The sequence below is a fragment of the Catenuloplanes japonicus genome, from assembly GCF_000717135.1.
Taxonomy (GTDB): Bacteria; Actinomycetota; Actinomycetes; order Mycobacteriales; family Micromonosporaceae; genus Catenuloplanes; species Catenuloplanes japonicus.
The window spans coordinates 43,435-63,889 of sequence record NZ_JNXY01000031.1 but is presented as its reverse complement, the minus strand read 5'-3'; the positions used below and the strand labels follow the sequence as shown (position 1 = coordinate 63,889).

Here is a 20,455-nt window from a genome sequence, read left to right as displayed (position 1 = left end):
CGTGGGTCGGTCCTAGTTGGTCCTGAGTTCCGCGGTGGCGCTGCCGGCGACCGTGACCTGCTCGGGAAAGCCGAAGATGGGCAACATCACCATGTCGTACGTCATCTCCACCTCGACCCGCAGGCAGCGCGTGACGAGCTCGCAGCCGTCACCCTGGGTGACCCATTTCGCGTTGCCCGCCACGCCGGCCCGCTGCAGGTAGTCGACCGCGGCCGTGGAGGCCGCGGTCATGTCCACGACCGCGACGCCGTCGCGCATCGCCCGCTCGACGTCGATCTGCTGGCCGCCGGCGCGGGCCGCCTCCGCCGCCAGGTTGTTCGCGCGTTGCAGCGTGCGGACCCGCCCGGCCGCGTCGAAGGACAGCCCGATGATCACGAGCACGGCGAACAGCGCGATCGCCAGGAAGATGCTGACCCGTCCCCGGTCGCGGTCCGCGCGGATCATGATCTGCTCCGGTACGTGTCGAGCACGGACTCGTAGCGGGCCTGGATGGTCCGGTCGCCGGGCACGCCCGGGAAGCCGAGGTCCGCGAACGAGATCACACAGGTCACGGTCACGGTCACGGAGGCGGGCTCCCCGACGTTCCGGTTGAACGCCAGGGTCAGCGAGTTCGGCGTGCCGTAGCTGATGTAGTTGCTGTTGGTGCAGGTCACGTCCTCGTTGGCGAGCGCCTTCCCGGCCGCGGCCCGCGCGGCGGCGTCGGCCGTGACGGCGTTGCGGGAGATGGAGGCGGCACGGGCCGCGTCGTGGGCGGCCAGGTCGACCGCGTTGGCCGCGGTGCCGGTGCGTCCGACCACGAACGCGGTCACGATCAGCGCGATGAACGCCGGCGTGAGGATCGCGACCTCGACGGAGACCGACCCGCGGTCGGCACGGCGGGCCATCACGGGTCCGGGGTGAAGCGCTCGACCGGACCGGCCGCGGACTGGGTGACCGTGATGTTCCAGCCGGGGATGACCGAGAGCGCGGTGCCGCTGACCACGCAGGTCACCTGGTCCGGCGTCTCGGTCACCAGGATCTGCTTCGGGGTGAGCCAGTCGCCCGCGGTCTTGATGAACGCCTCGGCGCGGGTCTTCCCGGAGCCGTCCTCGGCCTGGAACATGCGCTCGGCCGTGACCGCCTCCTGTGCCGCGGCGAGCGCGGTCGCGCGGGCCATGTAGACCGCCGCGATCTGGATGGCGCCGAACAGCATGAAGAGCACGACCGGCATCAGGATGGCCAGCTCGACCGGCGAGGCGCCGCGGTCCGCGCGGCGGGCGGGCGCCGGCCGCGCACGGTCTCCGGCAGACCGTGCGCGGCGTGAGATGGCGTGTCCCGTCATCGGCACCGACTAGTTGGGCACGGGCGGAACGACGCCCGTCTCGTGGTCCATGAAAGCGTCGGCCTCCGCGTAGGCCCAGGCCAGGACCGCGACGGCGAGCACGGCCATGCCGGCGATGATGATCACGGTGGGCACCGGTCCGTCGCCGCGGTCCCGGTTCTCCGGGCGGTTGAGGCTCGCCAGCCGGGTGGTGACGGCGACATAGACGTTCAGCAGTAAGGCCATGGTGCGGCCTCCCTTCGTGGATGATGGTCAGACCCGGGCCATGAACGGGTAGAGAACGAAGCCGAGCAGGACGAAGACGAGCAGGGCACCGGGGATGTCGAGCCGGCTGGTGACGCCCTCGGCACGGGCCAGCGCCTCGGTCCGGATCTGGTCGCGCAGGGCGTCGGCCCGGCTGCGCAGGGTGTCGTGCACCTGCGCGCCCTCGGTGCCGGAGGACTGCATGATCGCGCCGACGTCGCCCAGCTCGGGCACGCCGATGCGTTCGGAGAGCTCACGCAGTTCCTCCCAGGGGGAGCGCATCTGCAGCTGTGCGATGTGCAGCGACTCCCGGATACGGTCGAACACCCAGCCGTCGCAGATCTCGGCGGCCTGTTCGAGGGACTGGACCGGGCCGTGCGCGGCGGAGATCTGCAGCGCGACCAGGTCCAGATAGGTGCAGACGGCCCGGCTGAACTCGCGGCGCGCCCGCACGGCCTTGGTCAGCACGTCCTGGTGGGCCACCCAGGCCGCGGCGGCCGCGAGCAGCAGACCGGCGAAGACCGGCACCGCGAACGGGAGCCGGATGCCGGCCGCGGACATGATGGTGACCGCCACGATCGGCGCGACCAGGCCGAACAGGGCGGACAGCACGATGGAGAGCGCGTACTGCTCCGGCGTACGGCCGAGCAGGTCGAGCTCCTGCTGCGGCGGGCGCAGCCAGCGCGCCAGGCCGCCGAGCCAGTCGAGACGACGCCGGCGCCGGCGCTCGTCTCCCGTGGTCTGCCGCTGCTGGTGCAGCCGGCGCAGCGCCGGGCCGAGCGCGGGCGTGGCCGGCATCAGCTCGCGGACGAACAGGAACACGCCGACGCCGACCGCCGCGCCACCGGCGACCGCGATCGCCAGATCCGTGTTGAGGAGGAGACCGAACGGCGCGTTCACCGGATCGCCTCCTCGGTGCGCGGCGGGTTGAGGAAGCGCGGCACCGGCGGCGGCAGGCTCATGCCGCGGACCCAGGCGAGCAGCGCCACGAACACCGCGCCGAGCGAGGCCATGATGATCTGGCCGAGCGGCGACGCGTACGGCTTCATGTACTGCGGGTTGAACAGCCCGAGCAGGAGCACGGCCAGCGTGACCGCGGTCAGGAAGCGGACCGCGAACCGTGGCTGGGTACGTTTCGCCTCCACCTCGCGCCGGGTGGCGACGTCCGCGGCGGCACCGGCCGCGATCGCGGCCAGCACGTCGCTGAGCCGCTCGCCGCGGTCCGTGAGGTGCAGGATCAGCGCGGCGACGACCTGGTCCGCGACCGGGTCGCCCATCTCGTCCGCGAAGAGCAGCAGCGAGTCCCGCGCGTTCTCGCCGGCACGCAGGCGGGAGGCGAGCGTGCGCACCTCATCGTTGATCGTCTCCGGCGCGGTGGCGGCGGTGCTGACGATCGCCTGCTGGAGGCCCTGACCGATGTTGGAGACGTCCTTGAGGCGGCGGGTCCACTCACCGAGCGCCTCGACACGGGCGATGCCGCGCTGCTCCGCCCGGCCGACCGTGAACAGCCACGGCGCGCCCGGGATCGCGATGCCGACCAGTACGCCGATCACCGGCAGACCGGTGAGCAGCCAGCCGAGCGCGCCGCAGGCGAACGCGGCGACGATCAGCGCGCGGTGCCGCCGGCGGCCGGACGCGCTCGGGTCGCCGCCGTTCCAGATCTGCCGCAGCCGCACCGTGAGCGGGGAGTCGGGGCCGGACGGCCCGGGGCGGCCGAAGAGCGCCACCACGGCCAGGATCAGGCCGCCGACGATGGCGGCACCGGCCAGTGCCGCGATCAGCGGGAGGCTCGCGCCCTGATTCATGCGTGCCCCTCTCCCGGCCGCACCATCTCGCTCATGCCGCCGGCCTCAGCAGACTGATCCGCGGGCGACGCCAGGCGCCGACCTTCGCGTCGATGTAGCGGCTGAGCATGCGCGGGTCGTAGCCGACGCGCATCAGCTGCTCACGGACCCGTTCCGGCAGGTGCATCGGGATCGCGCGGCCGTCCCGGCCCGGCCCGAAGACCGTGGTCGTGGAGAGCCGGCCGCCCTCGCCCATGCCGATCACCTCTTCGACGTGCGAGACGAAGCGGTGCTTGCGGCCGCCGATCGCGGTCTCGTCCTCGATGGTCACGTAGACGATCAGGTCCAGCGCGTTGCCGGCCATCCGGCGGGCCATCTCCACGGTCATCTCGCGACCGTGGGAGAGTGCCAGCTCGATGATGCGTTCCAGCACGCCGCTGGACGTACGCGCGTGGATCGTGCACATCGAGCCGCGGCTGGTGGTCATGGCCTGCAGCATCGGGACGATCTCCCGGGACCGGACCTCGCCGACGATGATCCGCAGCACGCCCATCCGCAGCGACAGCGGGATCAGGTCCGCGATCGTCACCTCGCCGGCCGGCCGCCCGTCCGGGCCGCGCTCGCCGTGCCCCTCCCGGGCCTCGAAGCTCATCACGGCCCGGTGGTAGCCGTTCTCGTCCTTCGCGGGCAGCAGTTCGCGGCTCTCCTCCAGCAGCACGAACGGCTCGTCCGGCGCGATCTCCCGCATCAGCGCGCGGATGACCGTGGTCTTCCCGGCGCCGGCCAGCCCGGCGACCATGATGTTCAGGCCGGCGCGCATCGACGCGCGGAGGAAGTCGCGCAGGAGCGGATCGACCATCTCGTCCAGGTCCGCGCGGGTGCCGGCGATGTCGTCGAGCGTCACGTCCAGCGTGTTGTGCCGGCGGATCACCGCGTACGGCCGGCGGCTGACCAGGTACACCGCGGCGAGGCGGCTGCCGTCCGGGAGCTGCAGGTCGAGCGTGGGCTTCGAGGTGGACAGCGACCGCTCGGTGGCACCGGCCCGGCGTGCCGCGGCCTGGATGGTCTCGATCATCTCCTCGTCGCTGTCCGCGATCGGCTCGCCCCAGTCCACGCCACCACCGCGCCGGGTGATCCGCACCCGGTCGCAGCCGAGCACGTGCACCTCCTCGATGGTGGGGTCGGTGAGCAGCCGCTGCAGCCGCCCGAGCCCGACCATCTCCGCGGTGACCAGGTCGAGCAGCACGCGCTCGTCGGTGGCGGAGATCGGCGTGCCGGTGCGGCGCTGCGCGTCCGCGTACTCCGCGACGACCGCGATCGCGAGCTGGTCCCGTTCGCGGCGCTCCTGCTCGGGCGTGAGGTGCTGGCCGCGCTCGAGCGTGGTGATCCGCTCGCTGAGCCGCCGGCGCAGCTCCTTGACCACGGAGTAGTCGCGGCGCGCGACCTCGGGCGCGGACGGCGGCGCCATCGTGCTGCCGGCCGGCTGCGGCGCGATGTTGAACGCCTGCGCCGGGAACGCCGGGGGCGCGCCGTTGGCCGGCGGCGCGGGCGGATGACCGTTGACCGGCTGCTGGTGGCGGGGGTCCTGGGACAGCGGCTCAAACCGCACGCGGCAGCTCCTCCGTGATCGGCCCGTTCGAGGCGGGCGGAACCGGCGGCGGTGGCGGCAGGTGGGACGCCTGTTGCGGCGTCTGTGACGGCGCGGCCGGCACGCGCTGCGCCTGCTGCGGCACCTGCGCCTGCTGCGGCGCCGGCGACGCGGACGGCGTGGCGGACGGTGCGGCCTGCGCGTGCTGAGGCGGCTGTGCGGCCGGCCCGTGCTGCTGTGCGGCCGGCACGTGCTGCTGCCCGGCCGGCACGTGCTGCGGCACGGGTGGCGGAGGCGGCATGTGCTGGACCGGCGCGTGCTGAAGCGGCTGCTGCACCGGCAGGTGCTGGGTCTGCGTGTGCTGGGGCTGCGGGTGCTGCCCGGATGCGTGTTGCGCCGGTGCGTGCTGAGGATGCTGCGGCTGCTGCGGCACGAACGCCGGCGGCTGCGGTGCCGCCATCGTGTTCCAGGTCGTCCGCGCCCGGCGACGGTCCACCATGGACCGCACCGGCATCTCCAGCGCCGCCGCGGCCCGCATCAGCGGCCGGCGCCCCCGGACCGTACCCCCGTAGCTGAGCACCTGTGCGGTCTGCCGGTCGATCGGCAGGTGCGCCGCGATCGGCACGCCGAGCGCGCGGCTGATCTCGCCCTTGCCGTGCCCGCCGCCGACCACCACGAGCCGCACCGTGCCCGGCGGCACGCCGTTGTCGCGCAGGTCCCGGCTGATCGCCTCGATGGTGGCGGCCGCGTTCGACAGGTCCGGCAGCCGCGCGGACGTGACCACCAGGACCGCGGACGCGGCGCGCAGGATCGGCCACGGCGGGTTCGCCACGTGCAGGCGGCCGCAGTCGGCCAGCACGTCGAAGCCGGGGTTCTCGTGCTCCAGGCGGGTGAAGAACTCCGCGAACCGGCCCCAGAGCGGCGTCACGCTGCCGGCCTGACCCGGGTTGGCCAGGCCGGGCAGCAGCAGGCGCTGCCGCTTCGGCGCGTCCAGGTCCACGAGCTGACCCCAGAAGTCCTGTTCCAGGCGACCGTCGCGCAGCTCGGAGACGGCCAGCTCACCGATGCCGCGCGGGCCTTCGAGCGCGCCGCCCAGGTACCCGGCCATCAGCGAGCCGCCGGCCGGGTCGCACTCGGCCAGCACCACACGGCTGTGCCAGGAGAGCGTGCAGGCCAGGGCCGTGGTGGTCACGCCGGGCGAGCCCTTGGGCGAGACGAACGCGATGATCGCCACGATCAGGATCCGCTCTGCAGCACGACCGAGATCCGCTGTTGCGCGTGCAGCAGGACGACGGCTGCCGCGTCCTTCTCGGCCAGCGACACGTACACGACGGTCATGTCGCTGGTGACGACCTGGGTGTCGGTCGGCGTGACGGTGTCCACGACGACGCCCTGGAACCGGGTGGCCTCGCTGGGCGCGGCGTCCTGTTTGGCCGGCGCGCCGACCAGCAGCACCTTGTCGCCGGGGCGCAGCGCGCGGGCCGGGATCTCCTGCGGCGCGAGGCCGAGCGCGACCTGCTGCTGTCCGGGGCCGAGCAGCTGCTTGTCGGTGATCTGGTCCGGCGTGAGCAGGCTGCCGGGCGAGAGCGCCACGGCGGCGTGCCGGCCGAGCACCTTGTCCTGGTCGGCGGCGGCGATCGGGGTGAGGCCCTGTCCGCCGCCGAGCTGCACCACCATCAGGTCTTCCGGCACGATCACGGCGCCGACCGCGACCGGCCGGGCCACGCCGATGTACTGGCCGGTGGCCCGCACGGAGTTCACCGCGAAGGCGGCGCCGAGGCCGCCGAGCGCGATGAGCAGAAGAGCCAGACCCAGCAGCCCCGGGCGGGTACGCCGCTGGCGCACCACCTTGGGCGGGGCGATCGGGGTCTCTGCCGTTCCGGGAGCGGGACGCGCCTGCGCCAGCGTCATCGGTTCACCACCTGGAGCTCGTTGACCACGTAAAGGTCCTGACCGGCCGGGGGCGACACGCCTGGTAGGTCACCCTCCTGGCCGTCCGTGGCGACCCAGTGAAGCGTGAAGGACGTGGTCGCCTGGACCAGGTAGCCGTCCTTGTGACCCGCGAGCGCGCTGGCCACCTGGTAGCCGGACGCGTCGCCGCCGGCCGTCGGATATCCGCAGTCCGGCGAGCGGGTGGCACCGGCCGCCGCGGTCCATGGCTTGCCGTTGCCCTGGCAGACGACCGTGTGGCCGTCGCCCATGTCCCACGTGACCCGGTCGAGCGTCGCGGCGAGCGACACACCGAGCCCTGCCTGGGTGTCGCTCTCCGGCGGAGGCGGGGTGGCGGCGCCGTTGGAGATCCACATCCAGACCGGCATGCCCAGCACCCCGGACGTGCCCGGCGCGAACTCGATCGTGGGCGTGCGGAACACCATCCTGGCGAACAGGTCCAGCGCGATCTCCGCCGGATCCGGCACGAACAGCACCGGCGGGTTCGCCAGGTCGACCGGCACCTGAATGAGGTTGTTGTCGATACACGACTTGTAGTAGAGAGTCAGGCCCTCCGGTTGATCCGTCGGCTGCGGCGAGGCGACCCGGTAGTAGCAGCCGTCGTTGGCGTTGAACGAGCCCGCGCCCTCGATGTAGCAGGCGACCTCGGCGCCCTTCCACGTGCAGGTGCCCCCGCCACCGCCCCCGCCGCCGGGGTTTCCGCCGCCGTTGCCGGGATTGGTGCCGCCGACGCCGCCGCCGATGCCGCACTCGACGTTGTCCGGCGTGTTCTCGCAGTTCGGGGGTGCGGCGAAGACGTCCGGGCCGCGGATCAGCATCACGCCGGTGGTGGCGAGGACGCCGGCGAGCAGCGTGGCGAGCGCGAGGCGCAGGCGGGTCCGGCGGGTCAGCACGGCTGGTCCTCGTGCGACAGGCCCTGGCTGACCAGCCAGCCCAGCTCCGGGTAGAACGTGGCGGTGGCGGTGGCGACATAGCGGACGTTCTGCTTGCCGGGGACCGCGGATCGCGTTGTCTTGTAGACCATTTTGTAATCCGTCCCGTCGACACAGTCCTGAATCTGAACCGTCTTAGGCGCGCTTTCGAGATCAACAACAGTGACCGTCGGATTGGTGATCAGGCGCCCTTCCCGGATCGCGCCCTCCCGCTGGAGAAGGCTGACTCCGGCCTGCACCCGACCCAATAATGGATCAGCCAGGTATTTCCGCAAATCGGGATAGCGCGGATCCGGGATCGCCGATGCCTTTTGCACCGCGTCCATATATCCGGTGTACGCGGCCAGTGCGGCGTCGGCCGCCTTCGACCGGTCGGTGGTCTCGGTGGAGGCCGCGGACGGCGGGGGGTCGAGCGATGCCGCCTCGGGGCCCTCCAGGCCGCCTCCGCACGCGCTCAGCGCGGCCGCGAGGCCAAGGGACACAAGGATCGCGAGGACCCTTCTCGTGGTGTGCAGCTGCACCCGGTGCATCGATGAAGGCCCTCCTCCCGTTCATCACAGGCGCCGATGGACGGACATGCTCACACACGCCCCATTTGCGCGGGGCGTCGCGATTTGTTGCTGATCCCGACAGCCGATTGAACCGCTCCGCGCCCCACTTCCCGCGCGGCCCTCCCCATGGGCCGTCCTGCTCCGCGCCCCGGTCGGCGGGGCGGCTCGCCGGTCGAGTTACGCCGACAATGGGGGAGCATAGGCTGAGCGCCGCCGATAGAACAGAGGCAATCCAAGCCGGTACGAAGAGTGACGATCTCCAGCTCACGGGCTCGATCTTCCGCTCTCAGTGCCGTCAATGTGCCGGACATCTCCTTCCCGGACGCCGGCCATCCGGGCCGGGCGGCGGCACGACCTCCGGGATTCCCGACGAGAGCGCGAAAACGCTGGGGGCAGCGCGCGCCGGGCGATCTTGCCGGTCCGGACGCGGTGGCGGCGGTCGATCTCCGCTCCGGGGACGATCACGGGGTGGTCCGGGTGCCGCAGGGGCCACATGGACCACTTGCGCAACATGAATAATACTCTGCGTAGTTAGAACAACGGACCCACTCCGTACCCCTTAAGTGGCTTTTGGAGCTTTTGGGCCTTTGCTGCCTCAAGTTTCCCTTAAGACCCGGGCGACCGGCTTTCGCGATCAAGGCAAGATCGGCATCATTAGCCGACTTCCGCCGTACGCGTCGAGCGGGGCCGGCTGCCACCGGCTCCGCTCCGCAGCCCTTCAGACGGAAACCCGCAGCCAGGAGCCCGGCCGGTAAGGAGCGTCGAGCCTCTTGGCAATGACCGCGGGCAGCTCGTGGGCGCGCGCGGCGTCCACGGCAAAGGCGCCGCCACCGGAGAAGTACGGCGGGGTCTGCCACGATTCGCCGGAGACGTCCAGGTCGGCCAGCAGCGAACGCCGGTCCGCATAGCCGAGATCCTCCGTGGACCGGCCCTCCAACCACAACAGATCAAAGACCAGCAGTTGTACGGGAATCCGCCCGGCCCGCCGCCGCGAACCGCCCTCGATCCGGGACCGCAGCGCCGACCTGCTCACCCGCCCCTCCCGGTCGAACGCGACCACCACGCCGTCCAGCACGCACTCGGTCGGCGCCAGCGCCTCGGCCAGCCCGCGCAGCTCGCCGAACGCGCCGGTCAGATCGTGCCCGTCCGCGTCCAGCAGCCGCACCCGGCCGCCCTCCACGCAGGCGATCGCGCGGGCGCCGTCCCACTCCATCTCGAACGCCCAGTCGCCGTCGCCCTCGGGCAGCCGCGCGGCGGGGAGCGGGCGCACCGGCAGCACGTGGTCGGGCATCGGCGTCCAGCCGGGCTCGGCCGGATCCACCCGGCGGATCATCCAGTCCCGGTCGCGCGTGCGGTGCAGCGCGTAACGCCCGGAGACGCGGTCGCCGCGCAGCACGACGACCACCTCGTCGTCGCTCCACGCCTCCACCTCGTACCGCCCACGGTCGAAGACGGTCACCGGGCCGCCGCCGAACTCGCCGCGGTCCCCCACGTGATCGCCGGTGCGCACGGCCAGGTGGTGGCGGCACGGGTCGCGGGGCAGGCCGCGCGGCACGGCCCAGGTGTTGCGCTCCAGGTGGAGGTCCCAGTGCAGGCGGCGCGCGTGATGCTGATGGATCACGAACGAGTTGGCGGCCCGGCCGGTCTCGCGAGCACCACGAGCCTCGCGAGCACCACTAAAAGCGTCCAGTCGGTCACCCATAGCCACATTGTGCGGCCGAATAGCGCAGAACGCCCTGTGATGGACGTGAATGAAATGGTGTTGTCACCTGCGTCGCTCAGTGGCGATAGTGACCGATCAGTCCGACCAGCTCATCGGCCATCCCGCTCAGCCGGTCCGCCTCCTCACGCGAGGTCGCGGACTCGTCCAGCGTCACCCGGACCGCCCGCGACACCTCGCCCATGGTGCCCGCGATCTCCTCGCCGCGCCCGGTCGCCTCCGACATGTTCCGGTTCATCTCGCCGGTGGTGGCGGACTGCTCGTCCACCGCGCCCGCGATCGTGGTCTGGAACTCGTTGATCCGCTCGATGATGCCGGTGATCTGCGCGATCGCCTCCTGCGCCGCCTGCGTGTCCGCCTGGATCGCCTGCACCTGCCCGACGATGCCCTCGGTCGCCCGCGACGTCTCCTGCGCCAGATCCTTCACCTCGCCGGCCACCACCGCGAAGCCCTTGCCCATCTCGCCGGCGCGCGCGGCCTCGATCGTCGCGTTCAACGCCAGCAGGTTCGTCTGCGCCGCGATCGCGGTGATGCTGCGGACCACGTGGTCGATCTCCGCGCTGGACTCACCCAGCTTCGTCATGGTGTCGTTCGTGGCCGCCGCCGCGGCAGCCGCGTCCGTGGCCACCCGGACCGCCTCGTTCGCGCTCTGCGAGATCTCCCGGATCGACGCGCTCATCTCCGTGCTGCCCTGCGCGATCGTGCCGATGTTCGCGGACATCTGCGCGGACGCCTCGGTGGCGCCGCCGGCCCGCTCGCTCGCGCCCTCGGCCGCGGCCGTGATCCGCCCGGCCGCCTCCGACACCCGGCGCGACGACCGGTGGATCTCATGGGCCGAGTCGAGGAACGCCACCATCGTGGTCCGGACACTGTCGATCGCGGCGTTCGCGGCGCCCGCCATCCGGCCCAGCTCGTCCTTGGAGGAGACGGTCGCCCTGCGGGTCAGGTCGCCCTGGGCCAGCGCGGCCAGCACCTCAACGACCTCCAGCAGCGGTCGCCGGATCGCGCGCAGCACGAACCAGGCCAGCGCGCCGAGCAGCACCGCACAGGTCGCCTGCGACAGGCCCACCTGCCACTGAGCCCTGCTCTGCTGGTCCTGGACCGCGGCGGACGCGGCGGAGGCCTGTGCGGCCAGCGCGTCGCTGACGGTCGGCAGCTGATCCTCCACGGCGCTGAAACTCGCCACGAAATCGGCGTAGGAGGCGGGCGCCTGGCCGGGGGTGGTGATCGCGCCCATCGTCCGGGTGGCCAGGCCGGTGTAGGTCTCGATCACGGGCAGCACGGCCTGGGCCGCGGTGCGGACGGCGGCACTCTCACCCGTACCCTCGGCAAAGTCTTTGATCTTCTGGGTGATGATCTCGATGTGTGCGGACAGGTCGGACGCGGCCTCCTGCCGCTCGTCCGCGGTGGTGGCCAGCAGCGCGCGCTGCACGTCGCCGCGGATGGCATCGTGGGCCATGTCCGCCTCGAGCGCCTGGCGGGTGGAGACGGAGGCGCGCTCGAGCTCGCCCGCCCGCGCCGTGACGTCCCCCAGCGCGGTCATCGCCATCCCGGCCGTCACCACGAGGGAGAGCAGCGCGAACACGACGATGGACCCGATCTTGACGCCGACCGACCGGTCTCTGATGCCCATAAGCTCATCGTGAGGGCTGCTCGCCTCATATCCCGAAAAATCGGGAAATCTAGGCTGTAAGGCGGATGGTTGATCTCAGCGTCGCTTCGATCCTGCGGGCGGTCTCCGCCGGCGACCGCAGCACGTCGTCCGCCGTCAGCCGGATCACCCGCCAGCCGGCGGCATGCAGATCATTCAGCCGCGCCACGTCAAACCGGAACACGTGCCGCTCCCGATGGTGATCACCTTCGTACTCGATCACCAGCCGTTCCCCGGGATACGCGAAATCCACCCGTGCCAGGAACCTGCGACCGGCGAAGATCCGATGTTGCGGAACCGGCGCGGGCAGCCCCGCATCGTGCAGCAGCAGCCGCACCCTGCTCTCCATCGGCGACTCGGTCCGGTGATCCGCAAAAGCCAGGGCACACCGCAGCGCGGGTACGCCTCTGAGCCCCCTCCGCACGCCGATCAACTCCTCGACGCGCCGCTTGGTGATCAACCTCCGATGCAACATCGCATCCAGCGCGATCACCGCATCGGCCTTGTTGCGCTGCCGCCCGAGGTCGAAGGCGGTCCGCGCCGGCGTGGTCACCGGGACGCCCGCCAGCGTCGTCACGTCATCGGCCGGCAGCACGGCGTGGACGATCGCGAGGTACGGCGTGCCGCGCAGCCGTCTCCCGTGCGGAATCACGACCGAGACCGGTGGCGGTGCCGTCAACGGGAGCAGGTCGACGCCCCAGAGCCAAGCCGCGGAAAGGCCGCCGACCGCGCCGCCCGGTGGCAGGAGCAGGGTCGCAGCTTCGCACCAGACGCGGTGGCTCATGGCGACGAGGTCATCGGCGGCAACATAGATGTCCGGAAAAATCCTGCTATAGCAGGGTCCGCGAAGCATCGGCTCGGTAATTGTGGCGGCGGCGAGAGCACTGCTCCCCCGGAACGGATGGACCGCCAGGCTCCTCGGAATCTCTGCTCGCGGCCGCGACATGACGACGAGTTTCCCGCGCGTCACGGCTTCGCGCCGACCGGCGGGGCAAGCGTGCGGTGTCGCATCAATCCGTCATGTCGCCCGCGACGCGGCACGCCCGATCGCACGCGAGGCGGCGCCGAATAGCGGTTCAAGATCCTTGCATACACCACCGCTGTTATTGAGGCCGAATAACAGCGGTGGTGTATGCAAGGATCTTGAACCCTGGTTTTCAGGCGCGCCAGAGCGAGGCCGAGCCGAAGCTCCCGGACCGCTATTTCGTGAAATTTCGGGCACGGAGTGCCCGAAGATCGCACGTCGGGCCGAGCCCTGGGCGCGGAAGCTCTATAGGCCGACGACGTCGCGGCGTCGCGCCGCGAAATTCGGGCGCGAGACGCTGCCCAGCGCGAGACGCTGCCCAGCGCGAGACGCTGCCCAGCGCAAGACACGAGACGGCGCAAGACACGAGACGGCGCAAGAGACAGCAAGCCGCCGCCACGCACGAGGACCCGGCAACCCGGCGCAAGAGACGACGAGCCGCCGCTAGAGACGCAAGCCGCCGCCAGACGTAAGCAGACCGGCACGCGCGCCAGCGCGGGGCATCACACCAACGCGGGGCGTCACACCAGCGCGGGGCGTCACGCCAGCACGATTCTGACCTTTCGGCGTCGAGGCCCGGACCCACCGCGATCAAGCGGGCACCTCCGTGCCCGAAATTTCGTGATTTAGCGGCCTGCGGCCACGGCATCCTCACCCTGGCGCCGAAAACTCGGTAAGCGCATAACAGGAGCGGCGCGGCCGCACGGTCTGAGGAGTGCGGCCGCGGCGCGGAGGGTCAGGAGGCCTTGGGGGGCTGCTGGCCGTAGACGTTCTGGTATCGGGCGTACAACGAGTCGATGTGGTGCTGCGGGAGGGGCTGCACCGGGCCGCGGAGCGTGGCGAAGTGGACCGTGCGGGCCACGTCCTCGCACATCACGGCCGCCTTCACCGCGGACTTCGCGTTCTTGCCGATGGTGAACGGGCCGTGGCTGCGCATGAGCACGGCCGGCGAGCGGTGCCCGGAGAGCGTCTCGACGATGCCCTTGCCGATGTCATCGCTGCCGATCAGCGCGAACGGCCCGATCGGGATCGGGCCGCCGAACTCGTCGGCCATCGCGGTGATCACGCACGGGATCTCCTCGCCGCGCGCGGCCCAGGCCGTCGCGTAGGGGCTGTGCGTGTGCACGACGCCGCCGACCTCGGGCATGGAGCGGTAGACGTACGCGTGCGAGTCCGTGTCGCTGGACGGCGCGTGCTCACCGTCGACCACGGTGCCGTCCAGGTCGCACACCACCATCGACTCCGGCGTCAGGTCGTCGTACGACAACCCGCTCGGCTTGATCACCATCAGGTCGGCGCCGGGTACCCGGGCGGACACGTTGCCGCTGGTCCAGGTGACGAGGCCCCAGCGGGTGAGTTCGGAGTGGAGCAGACAGACCTCGGCACGCAGCTTGGCCACGGTGTCGGTCAGGGAGGCTGGAACGGTCATGAGGACACCGCCTGGTTACGGATGGCGCGAAGCCGGTGGAGGGACTTGCTGCTCCGGCCGAATTGCTCGTGCAGCTCGCTGTAGATCTCGTAGAGCGCGTCGTACGCGTCCGCGCGTGCCGGGTCCGGCGTGTAGACGTCGCGCCGCACCTTGCCCATGGCGGCGGCCGCGGCCCGGATGTCCGGGTACGCCCCGGCCGCGACCGCGGCGTGGATGGCGGAGCCGAGCGCGGGCCCCTGGTCGGAGTCGATCAGGTGCAGCGGCCGGCGCAGCACGTCGGAGTAGATCTGCATGAGGAACTCGTTCTTCAGCAGCCCGCCCGCGACGATGAAGTCGTTGACCGGCACGCCGGACCGCTCGAACGCGTCCACGATCGTGCGTGTGCCGAACGCGGTGGCCTCGATGAGCGCGCGGTAGACGTCCTCCGGCCGGGTGGCCAGCGTCTCGCCGATGATCACGCCGGAGAGGTTCGCGTCGACGAGCACGGATCGGTTGCCGTTGTGCCAGTCGAGTGCGACGAGCCCGTGCTGCCCGACGGCCTGCGCGGCGGCCAGCGACGTGAGGTAGACGTGCAGGGAAAGTCCCTCAGCGGCGGCTGCCGCGGCATAAGAAGCGGGCACGAAGTTGTCGACGAACCAGCCGAAGATGTCGCCGACGCCGCTCTGGCCGGCCTCGTAGCCCCAGAGGCCCGGGATGATCCCGTCCTCGACCACGCCGCACATGCCCGGGACCTCGGCGAGCGCGTCCGAGCTCATGATGTGGCAGGTGCTGGTGCCCATGACGGCGAGCATCTGGCCGGGCTCGACCGCGGCGGCCGCGGGCGCGGTGACGTGCGCGTCGACGTTGCCGACCGCGACCGCGATGCCCTCGGGCAGCCCGGTCCAGGCCGCGGCCTCGGCGGAGAGGGTGCCCGCGAGCCCGCCGAGCGGCGACAGGTCCAGCCGCAGCTTGTCGACAAAACCGGAAAAGTCCGGATTCAACGCACCCAGGAAATCGGAAGACGGCCATCCGCCGTCCTGATAAATCCCTTTATAACCGGCGGTGCACACATTGCGTGATTCCACTCCGGTCAGCTGCCAGACGATCCAGTCCGCCGCCTCGATCCACCGCTCCGCAGCCGCGTAGACCGCAGGGTCCTCCTCCAGCACCTGGAGGCCCTTCGCGAACTCCCACTCCGACGAGATCTTCCCGCCGTACCGGTTGATCCACGGCTCTTTGCGCTCGTGCGCCAGCGCGTTGATCCGGTCCGCCTGCGGCTGCGCCGCATGATGCTTCCACAGCTTGGTGTAGGCGTGCGGCCGGTCCGCGAACCCCGCGACCTCGTTCAACGGCGTCCCGTCGGCCAGCGTCGGCAGCACGGTGCAGGCGGTGAAGTCGGTGGCGATGCCGATCACCGCGGACGCGGGCACGCCCGCCGAGGCCAGCGCCGCCGGCACGGTCCGGCGGAGCACCTCGCGGTAGTCCTCCGGGACCTGCAGCGCGGTGTCCGGCGCGAGACGCACGGACGAGCCGGGCAGCGTGCGCTCCAGGACCGCGTGCGGGTATTCGAACACGGCGCTGGCCAGCTCGGCGCCGTCGGAGACACGGACCACGACGGCGCGCCCGGAGAGCGTGCCGTAGTCGACACCGATCACCACGCGATCGCTGTTAGCGCTCACAACAAGATCCTTTACTTGACGGGGAAACGGGCGGTACTGGATCGGATCGCCAGCCGCGCGGGCACGATGTCGCGCAGCGCGTCCGGCGGGAGCCGCTCGGACTCCAGCTGCGCCAGGAGCATGCGCATGCTCCGGCGGCCGACCTCGGTGAAGTCCTGGGTCACCGTGGTCAGCGGCGGCGGGAAGAACTCCGCCTCCGGGATGTCGTCGAAGCCGACCACGCTCACGTCCTCCGGAACGCGGATGCCGGCCTCGCGCAGCGCCCGGAGCGCGCCCAGCGCCATCTGGTCGTTGCCGACGAAGATCGCGGTGATAAGCCCTGGCGAAGCCTTGGCCCGCGCGACCAGGTCCGCGCCGGCCTGGTAGCCGGAGCGCGGGCTCCAGTCGCCGCGGATCGGTGGCGGCACGAGCGCGCCGGCCGCGGTGAGCGCGGACTCCCAGCCGCGCACGCGCGCGTCCGCCTCCAGCCAGTCGGCCGGGCCGCCGATGTGCCAGACCGTACGGTGGCCGAGGTCGAGCAGGTACTGAGTGGCGAGCGCGCCGCCGCCGGCCTGGTCGACGGCCACGATCGGGACGTCGCCCGCGTTGGGCCCCTCGACCGCGACGACCGGCAGCCCGGCCGGCAGGTCGAGGATGGCCTCGATCGCGGCCTGCTGCGGCGCCAGCACGATGTAGCCGTCCACGGACTGGGCGGACAGGTAGTCGAGCGCCTTGCGTACCGTCTCGCGGGTGATGGTCTTGAGACTGACGATCGAGACGAAGTAGCCGGCCTCGCGCGCGGCCTGCTCGATGCCGTAGAGCGTGCTGGCCGGGCCGAACAGCGTGGTGTCGAACGCGACCACGCCGAGCGTCTGGGTGCGGCTGGTGACCAGCGCACGCGCGGAGAAGTTGCGCCGGTAGGCGAGCTCCTCGATGGCCGCCAGCACCCGGTCGCGCGTCTCCGCCTTCACGTTGGGGTGCTCGTTGAGCACGCGCGAGACCGTCTGGTGGGAGACGCCGGCCAGGCGTGCCACGTCGGCCATGATGGGTGGGCCCGCCGTCCGTCTGCGCGGCATGCGCGGCTCACCGCCTCCCGAAATCCGCCGTTCACAACGCCGTGATGTGGGGAACATTGTTAGCGTTAACATCCGAGGTCGTCAAGGGCGGGTTTTACGGACGACGCCCATCCTGCGACAACGGATCAAATTCACGATCATCAAATCTTCGCGGGTACGCGCAAAGGCCCCCGGCCCGGCACGCGGCCGGACCGGGGGCACCCCAGCGGAAGGTCTGTTACAGCGCCGGGTAAGCGTTCTGCATCAGCTGCGTCAGCTGCGCCGGGAAGAACGCGCCGGAGATCGGAGCGCCGGACAGCGCGCCGCTCATGCTGTTGCCGTTGCGGGCGTTACCGGTGTAGGTCGGGTCGCACATCCGGTCGAAGCCCTTGCCCTCGTTGTTCGGGATCTCGGTGCTGGAGCCGTCCGACTCGCCCGGGGGCTTGACCCAGACGTAGGCGTCGATGCCGGACTCCGGCGCCGCCTTCGGCCGCTCGCCCAGGCCCGCACCGGACTGGTTGCACCAGTTGCCGGCGTGGATGCGCTTGTCGATGCGGGACTCGTTGACCCAGGTGTTCAGGTCGGTCGAGGTGCTGGCCGCGGTCGGCCGGGCCGAGCCGCCCCAGCCGTTGCGGCTGGTGTCGATCAGCATGCCGATGTCCGAGCGGAAGCCCTTGGAGATCAGCTCGGTACGGAACGCCTGCGCGAACGACAGTTCGTCGACGTAGAAGTTCCAGTCCACCCACTTCGACTGCCGCACGGACTGGCCGTTGACGGTGCTGTTGATGGTGAGGAACGGCTCCTTGAGCGCGGAGTAGTTCGCCGTGTTGGTGATGAAGCCGGCCACGTTCGCCACGGTGCTGCCGGACGCGGTGGCGGCCTGGTAGAACAGCGTCGCGGACGGGCTGAAGTTGCTGTCCCAGCCGATCCAGCCGTGGTGCGCCGCGTCGATGTAGTTGTAGACGTTGCCGATCGGGCCGAGCTTGGCCAGCGCGTATCCGACGCCCTCGACGTAGCCGTTGTTCGCCTTCATCGTGCGGCACATGTCGGTGCCGGCCGCGCCGTCGACGTTCGTCACCAGGTTCGGCAGCGAGTCGATCTCGATGATGTTGATGATGCGCAGGCTCGCGTACTTCGAGTCGGCCTGGATCGCCGCGATCGGGTCGATGTACTGCGTCTTGTACCTCGGCAGCTCCGTCGGGCCGAGCTCACCGTTGGAGGCGAGCGCGGCGCAGTCGCGGCCGGGCAGGTTGTAGATGACGAACTGGATGTAGCCGGCGCCCTGCGCCAGGGCCGCGTCCAGGTGGTCACGCACGCCCATCGCACCGTTCGAGCTGCTGCCCTCGGTGCCCTCGATCGCGGCGATCCGGTCGATCCAGACCGCGGTCGGGTTGCTGGAGATCCGGCTGCCGCCGGAGACCGCGTTCGCCTTGGCCTTCCACTCCGGGTTGACGTAGCCGGCGACGCCCACGTACGGGTTGTCCACCTTGGCGCCGGTTCCCGGGCCGGGTGTGGTCGGGCCGGGCGTCGGTGTGGTCGGGCCCGGCGTCGGCGAGCTGGTGCCGCCGACCGCGCCGGTGCAGACCGTGCCGTTCAGCGAGAACGCGGTCGGCGCCGTGTTCGTGCCGGAGTAGGTGGCCTGGAAGCCCGGCGTCACCGAGGCGCCGGTGCCCAGCGCCGCGCCCCAGGACGGGTTCCGCACGGTCACCGAGGTGCCGGACTGGGTGAACTCGCCGTTCCACCCCTGGGTGACCTGCTGGTTGCCGGACCAGCTCCAGGTCAGGTTCCAGCCGGAGGTGATCGGGTCGCCGAGGTTGGTGACCGTCAGGTTGCCGGTGAAGCCGGTGTTCCACTGGTTCACGGAGTAGGTGACCTTGCAGCCGGCGGCCGCGCTGGCCTGCGAGGCGGCCACGACGATGCCGGTGGTGGCGAGCGCGAGCGCGGTGACCGCGGTGAGGCCGCGGCGCCACCGCCTCGAAGGACCCGAGACGAGTCTCATGCTGTGTTCTCCTAGGTTGTCGCAGATCGCCGAGGGCGCACTGTGTTTCCGCTCGGCGGGGCGCGATCGCTCGCGGGGCGCACTGGCCCACGAGGAGACACGCCGGTGAACAGCCCGCCCAACCCGGTCGGCGAGCACCATGAAGCAGAAGTCGGCCCGCCTCGCAGGTGGTGTGACACCGCCCGCGTGCCCTTGGCTGGCCCGCTCGCATCGGCTCCGGATGCGACTGCGGTGAGTTTTGCATGGGAGCCCTCCCATGCACAAGAGATGACGAATCGATTACCGCATCGTTGCACGTCAACACGTCGAAATAGAGATTTGTCCATTTCAACAGCTCAGACGGCCCGTATGATCACGGTCGGCGCGCGGCGAGAGCGTTTTCAAAACACTGTGGAGGGTGGTGTGCCAACCACTCCTCCGCACCTTGTGACGTGGTGAAACGGTGCACTAACTTCGATACGAGCCGAACGAGCGGGGGCCGCATGAGGTCAGGGCATGACGCGGCGGCGGAGCCGCTTGTCATACCGGCGGGCACCGTGCTCCGGCTGGCCAAGGACGATCAGCGCGCCGGCGTCTGGTCCATCTGGATCCGGATCGAGCGCCTCGGCCTGCGCGACGAGCGCTGGCAGCTGGTCGAGGGCCAGCAGCTGGCGGAGGACGGCACGCCCATGGGCCGCGTGCAGGTCTGGGCCGCGCTCGACGCGCTCCGACGCGGTCTGGCGTCGCTGCCGGTGACCGGCCTCACGCCGCGTCACACCTGACCGCCGCCGCTCGTCCAGGCGGCATGACTTCCCGAAAAAGCGTTCTGGTCGCCGGCGGCACCGGCGTGGTCGGTCGCGCGGTCGTCGCGGAGCTCTCCCGGCGCGGCCACACGGTCACGGTGCTGAGCCGTAGCGGCGCCGGCGGTGCCCGAGCCGACGTGTCCACCGGCGACGGGCTGGACGCGGCGATGACCGGCATCGGCACGGTCGTCGACACCACCAACATCACCACCTTCTCGGGTACGCGGGCGGCGCGCTTCTTCACGGCCGCGACCACCAACCTGCTGGCCGCCGCGCGCCGCGCCGGCACCGGCCACCACGTGCTGCTCTCGATCGTCGGCATCGACCGCGTCCCGAACCCGTACTACGCGGCCAAGCTGCGCCAGGAGGCCGTCGTCGAGGCCGGCGACGTGCCCTGGACGATCGTGCGCGCCACCCAGTTCCACGAGTTCGCGGCGCAGATGATCACGCGGACGTCGGCCGGCCCGTTCGTGCTCGCGCCGCGTCTGCCGGTGCAGCCGGTCGCCACCGCCGAGGTCGCGGCCGCGCTGGCCGACGCCGTGGAACGCGGCCCGTCCGGCCGCGCACCGGACGTGGGCGGCCCGCAGCGCGAGGACCTGGCCGACCTGATGCGCCGTGAGCTGCGCTTCCAGGGCTCGCGGCGGCTGCTGGTGCCGTTCCGGATGCCCGGCGGGTACGGACGCGCCGCGCGCGAGGGCGGACAGCTTCTGCACGGCGACGACGTGCGGCGGGGCGGGCCCAGCTTTGCCGAGTGGCTGGCCGGGCGGACTAAATAATCTAGGGTGGATC

19 protein-coding genes and 1 pseudogene are annotated in these 20,455 nt (G+C 71.2%); 2 read left to right on the top strand and 18 right to left on the bottom strand.

Annotated features, from left to right (window positions below):
- Nucleotides 1–12: 12 nt before the first annotated feature.
- From OP04_RS36060 to OP04_RS35975, 18 genes and pseudogenes are all read right to left on the bottom strand, one after another.
- Nucleotides 13–444, bottom strand: a complete 432-nt coding sequence (locus tag OP04_RS36060) for a pilus assembly protein TadG-related protein (RefSeq protein WP_033344426.1) — start codon at nucleotides 442–444, stop codon at nucleotides 13–15.
- The gene (locus OP04_RS36055; protein ID WP_033344425.1) at nucleotides 441–884 is read right to left on the bottom strand and encodes a TadE/TadG family type IV pilus assembly protein; all 444 of its coding nucleotides are present in this window, start codon (nucleotides 882–884) and stop codon (nucleotides 441–443) included. The genes OP04_RS36060 and OP04_RS36055 overlap by 4 nt, the downstream gene beginning before the upstream one ends.
- Nucleotides 884–1,321: a TadE family protein gene (locus OP04_RS36050; protein ID WP_033344424.1), complete on the bottom strand. Its 438-nt coding sequence runs from the start codon at nucleotides 1,319–1,321 to the stop codon at nucleotides 884–886. The genes OP04_RS36055 and OP04_RS36050 overlap by 1 nt, the downstream gene beginning before the upstream one ends.
- A 9-nt stretch (nucleotides 1,322–1,330) precedes the next feature.
- Nucleotides 1,331–1,546, bottom strand: a complete 216-nt coding sequence (locus OP04_RS36045) for a hypothetical protein (protein WP_051799616.1) — start codon at nucleotides 1,544–1,546, stop codon at nucleotides 1,331–1,333.
- A 27-nt stretch (nucleotides 1,547–1,573) separates the two neighbouring features.
- On the bottom strand, nucleotides 1,574–2,464 hold the full coding sequence (locus tag OP04_RS36040) for a type II secretion system F family protein (RefSeq protein ID WP_033344423.1): 891 nt from the start codon (nucleotides 2,462–2,464) through the stop codon (nucleotides 1,574–1,576).
- A complete protein-coding gene (locus OP04_RS36035; RefSeq protein WP_033344422.1) occupies nucleotides 2,461–3,369 on the bottom strand; it encodes a type II secretion system F family protein in 909 nt (302 codons plus the stop codon). Before OP04_RS36035 ends, OP04_RS36040 begins: the two co-directional genes overlap by 4 nt.
- A 31-nt stretch (nucleotides 3,370–3,400) precedes the next feature.
- Entirely contained in the window at nucleotides 3,401–4,957 is a 1,557-nt protein-coding gene (locus OP04_RS36030) for a CpaF family protein (RefSeq protein WP_033344421.1), read from the bottom strand.
- Between the two features lie 445 nt (nucleotides 4,958–5,402).
- Nucleotides 5,403–6,170, bottom strand: a pseudogene (locus tag OP04_RS52370) (ParA family protein); the annotation flags it as partial.
- Nucleotides 6,171–6,172: 2 nt separating this feature from the next.
- Nucleotides 6,173–6,847, bottom strand: a complete 675-nt coding sequence (locus OP04_RS36020; protein ID WP_033344420.1) for an SAF domain-containing protein — start codon at nucleotides 6,845–6,847, stop codon at nucleotides 6,173–6,175.
- Nucleotides 6,844–7,779, bottom strand: coding sequence for a hypothetical protein (locus tag OP04_RS53930; protein WP_051799615.1), 936 nt, complete (start codon nucleotides 7,777–7,779; stop codon nucleotides 6,844–6,846). The genes OP04_RS36020 and OP04_RS53930 overlap by 4 nt, the downstream gene beginning before the upstream one ends.
- The gene (locus tag OP04_RS36010) at nucleotides 7,773–8,348 is read right to left on the bottom strand and encodes a hypothetical protein (RefSeq protein ID WP_051799614.1); all 576 of its coding nucleotides are present in this window, start codon (nucleotides 8,346–8,348) and stop codon (nucleotides 7,773–7,775) included. The genes OP04_RS53930 and OP04_RS36010 overlap by 7 nt, the downstream gene beginning before the upstream one ends.
- Before the next feature lie 739 nt (nucleotides 8,349–9,087).
- Nucleotides 9,088–10,071 (bottom strand): DNA polymerase ligase N-terminal domain-containing protein, encoded by a 984-nt coding sequence (locus OP04_RS36005; protein WP_033344419.1) that lies wholly within the window; start codon nucleotides 10,069–10,071, stop codon nucleotides 9,088–9,090.
- A 76-nt stretch (nucleotides 10,072–10,147) separates the two neighbouring features.
- Complete coding sequence (locus OP04_RS36000; RefSeq protein ID WP_033344418.1) at nucleotides 10,148–11,722, bottom strand: methyl-accepting chemotaxis protein; 1,575 nt, start codon at nucleotides 11,720–11,722, stop codon at nucleotides 10,148–10,150.
- Between the two features lie 49 nt (nucleotides 11,723–11,771).
- Entirely contained in the window at nucleotides 11,772–12,593 is an 822-nt protein-coding gene (locus tag OP04_RS35995; protein ID WP_198154105.1) for a type IV toxin-antitoxin system AbiEi family antitoxin, read from the bottom strand.
- Nucleotides 12,594–13,500: 907 nt separating this feature from the next.
- The gene (locus OP04_RS35990; protein WP_033344417.1) at nucleotides 13,501–14,193 is read right to left on the bottom strand and encodes an L-ribulose-5-phosphate 4-epimerase; all 693 of its coding nucleotides are present in this window, start codon (nucleotides 14,191–14,193) and stop codon (nucleotides 13,501–13,503) included.
- Nucleotides 14,190–15,851 (bottom strand): ribulokinase, encoded by a 1,662-nt coding sequence (locus OP04_RS35985; protein WP_033344416.1) that lies wholly within the window; start codon nucleotides 15,849–15,851, stop codon nucleotides 14,190–14,192. The genes OP04_RS35990 and OP04_RS35985 overlap by 4 nt, the downstream gene beginning before the upstream one ends.
- Before the next feature lie 11 nt (nucleotides 15,852–15,862).
- Nucleotides 15,863–16,873, bottom strand: a complete 1,011-nt coding sequence (locus OP04_RS35980; protein WP_033344415.1) for a LacI family DNA-binding transcriptional regulator — start codon at nucleotides 16,871–16,873, stop codon at nucleotides 15,863–15,865.
- Between the two features lie 250 nt (nucleotides 16,874–17,123).
- Nucleotides 17,124–18,884 carry a glycoside hydrolase family 6 protein gene (locus OP04_RS35975; RefSeq protein WP_033344414.1) on the bottom strand — a complete coding sequence of 587 codons (1,761 nt, stop codon included), beginning with the start codon at nucleotides 18,882–18,884 and terminating at the stop codon, nucleotides 17,124–17,126.
- A gap of 482 nt (nucleotides 18,885–19,366) precedes the next feature.
- On the opposite strand from OP04_RS35975, the gene OP04_RS35970 reads away from it, so the two are divergent.
- Nucleotides 19,367–19,645, top strand: a complete 279-nt coding sequence (locus tag OP04_RS35970; protein WP_033344413.1) for a hypothetical protein — start codon at nucleotides 19,367–19,369, stop codon at nucleotides 19,643–19,645.
- 23 nt (nucleotides 19,646–19,668) lie between these two features.
- Nucleotides 19,669–20,442, top strand: a complete 774-nt coding sequence (locus tag OP04_RS35965; RefSeq protein ID WP_033344412.1) for an SDR family oxidoreductase — start codon at nucleotides 19,669–19,671, stop codon at nucleotides 20,440–20,442.
- The last annotated feature ends 13 nt before the right edge of the window (nucleotides 20,443–20,455 follow it).